The organism is Pseudomonas sp. P4_C3 (genome assembly GCF_056402075.1).
In genome coordinates, this window is the sequence record NZ_JBFUIC010000559.1 from 1 (window position 1) to 1,796 (window position 1,796).

At 55.9% G+C, this 1,796-nt stretch carries 1 protein-coding gene, 2 rRNA genes and 1 pseudogene; 2 read left to right on the forward strand and 2 right to left on the reverse strand.

Annotated features, from left to right (window positions below):
* Both AC1DVH_RS30595 and rrf read left to right on the forward strand, forming a co-directional pair.
* Positions 1-312: ribosomal RNA gene (locus AC1DVH_RS30595) — 23S ribosomal RNA — on the forward strand; the annotation flags it as partial.
* Between the two features lie 157 nt (positions 313-469).
* Positions 470-585, forward strand: a 5S ribosomal RNA gene (rrf, locus tag AC1DVH_RS30600).
* Positions 586-661: 76 nt separating this feature from the next.
* Here rrf and AC1DVH_RS30605 read toward each other — a convergent pair.
* Both AC1DVH_RS30605 and AC1DVH_RS30610 read right to left on the reverse strand, forming a co-directional pair.
* Positions 662-1,555: a LysR family transcriptional regulator gene (locus tag AC1DVH_RS30605; protein WP_477756944.1), complete on the reverse strand. Its 894-nt coding sequence runs from the start codon at positions 1,553-1,555 to the stop codon at positions 662-664.
* Between the two features lie 80 nt (positions 1,556-1,635).
* Positions 1,636-1,796: pseudogene (locus AC1DVH_RS30610) on the reverse strand (alpha/beta hydrolase); the annotation flags it as partial.

Consider the following 1,796-nt stretch of genomic DNA (forward strand, 5'->3'; position numbering starts at 1 on the left):
TCGTGAGACAGTTCGGTCCCTATCTGCCGTGGACGTTTGAGATTTGAGAGGGGCTGCTCCTAGTACGAGAGGACCGGAGTGGACGAACCTCTGGTGTTCCGGTTGTCACGCCAGTGGCATTGCCGGGTAGCTATGTTCGGAAWAGATAACCGCTGAAAGCATCTAAGCGGGAAACTWGCCTCAAGATGAGATCTCACTGGRGCCTTGAGYYCCCTGAAGGGCCGTCGAAGACTACGACGTTGATAGGTTGGGTGTGTAAGCGCTGTGAGGCGTTGAGCTAACCAATACTAATTGCCCGTGAGGCTTGACCATATAACACCCAAGCAATTTGACTACTCGAAAGAGCATCAGATTGCGGTGTGTGAAGACGCAATGAACCGAAAGTTCGACGCTCRCAAAACACCGAAAGCTATCACCTACCCAATTTGCTGAAGCGCGGCCAKCTGGYCACGACTCRGTACCCGAATTTCTTGACGACCATAGAGCATTGGAACCACCTGATCCCATCCCGAACTCAGCAGTGAAACGATGCATCGCCGATGGTAGTGTGGGGTTTCCCCATGTGAGAGTAGGTCATCGTCAAGATTAAATTCCAAAACCCCTATCTGCGCACGCGGGTAGGGGTTTTGTTTTTGTCCGCAGGAAAGCCAAGATGGGCGACTCAGCGCTTATAGAGCAGCGCATCGACCACGACGCCAAACGCGGATGAGTGTTCACGGCGATTGGRGTAGTAAAGATGGTAACCCGCAAAGGGTTGGCACCAATCCTCCAGCACCCGCAGAAGACTACCGTCGGCAAGCTCCTTGGCTACCATATCTTCTGGCAGGAAGCCTAACCCACAACCTGCGACAGCAGCGCGCAGGATCGGCACGCTGCTGTTGAACGTCCATTGTCCTTCGACACGTGCCTTGAGTTCGTGACCGTCCTTTTCAAAATCCCATTGCATCAGGCTCCCGTGAGTGGGCAGGCGTAAATTGATGCAATTATGTGCGGCCAAATCCCCCGGCTCTTTCGGAAAAGGTCGTTGTTTGAAATATTCAGGCGACCCCACTACCGCTATGCGCAATGGTGGCCCGATCGGCACGGCGATCATGTCCTTGGCCACCTGATCGCCCAGGCGTACGCCCGCGTCGTAGCGCTGCGCTACGATGTCGGAGAGGGCGTAGTCGACGGTGATTTCGACCTTGATGTCCGGGTAGTCGGGAAGCACCTTCAACAGCTTGGGCCAAAGGATGTTGTTCGCCGCATGTTCGGAAGCTGAAATCCGCACGTTGCCTGCCGGGGTGTCGCGAAACTCGCTGACCGCAGCCAGTTCAAGTTCAATTTCGTCGAAGCGCGGCGCCATGGACTGATACAGCCGTTGACCAGCCTCGGTAGGGGATACGCTGCGCGTGGTTCGGGTCAACAGGCGAACGCCGAGCCTGGTTTCGAGCGCGCGCATGGTGTGGCTCAAGGCGGACTGCGAAACGCCCAGCTGTGCGGCGGCGCGAGTGAAGCTGCCTTCACGGGTAATGACCACGAAGGCTTGCAGATCGTTGAGATTGGCGCGGGCCATTGATGAGAACCTCTCATGCGGAGCGCGGGATTATTCCATGTAATCAGGTTCCGCATGGATGCGCGACCCCAACGAACCAATCACAAGGTTCTTGCGAAGAACGGCGTCAACTTGCCGAGTGCAGCGTCCACATACTTGGGAACCCAGTAGGTTTCGATGTGCGTTGCGCCATCGATAATGAACAACTCCTTGTCCTTCGTGCCGGTGGCTTTGGGGAACGCATCCTGGGTCATGTACAAGC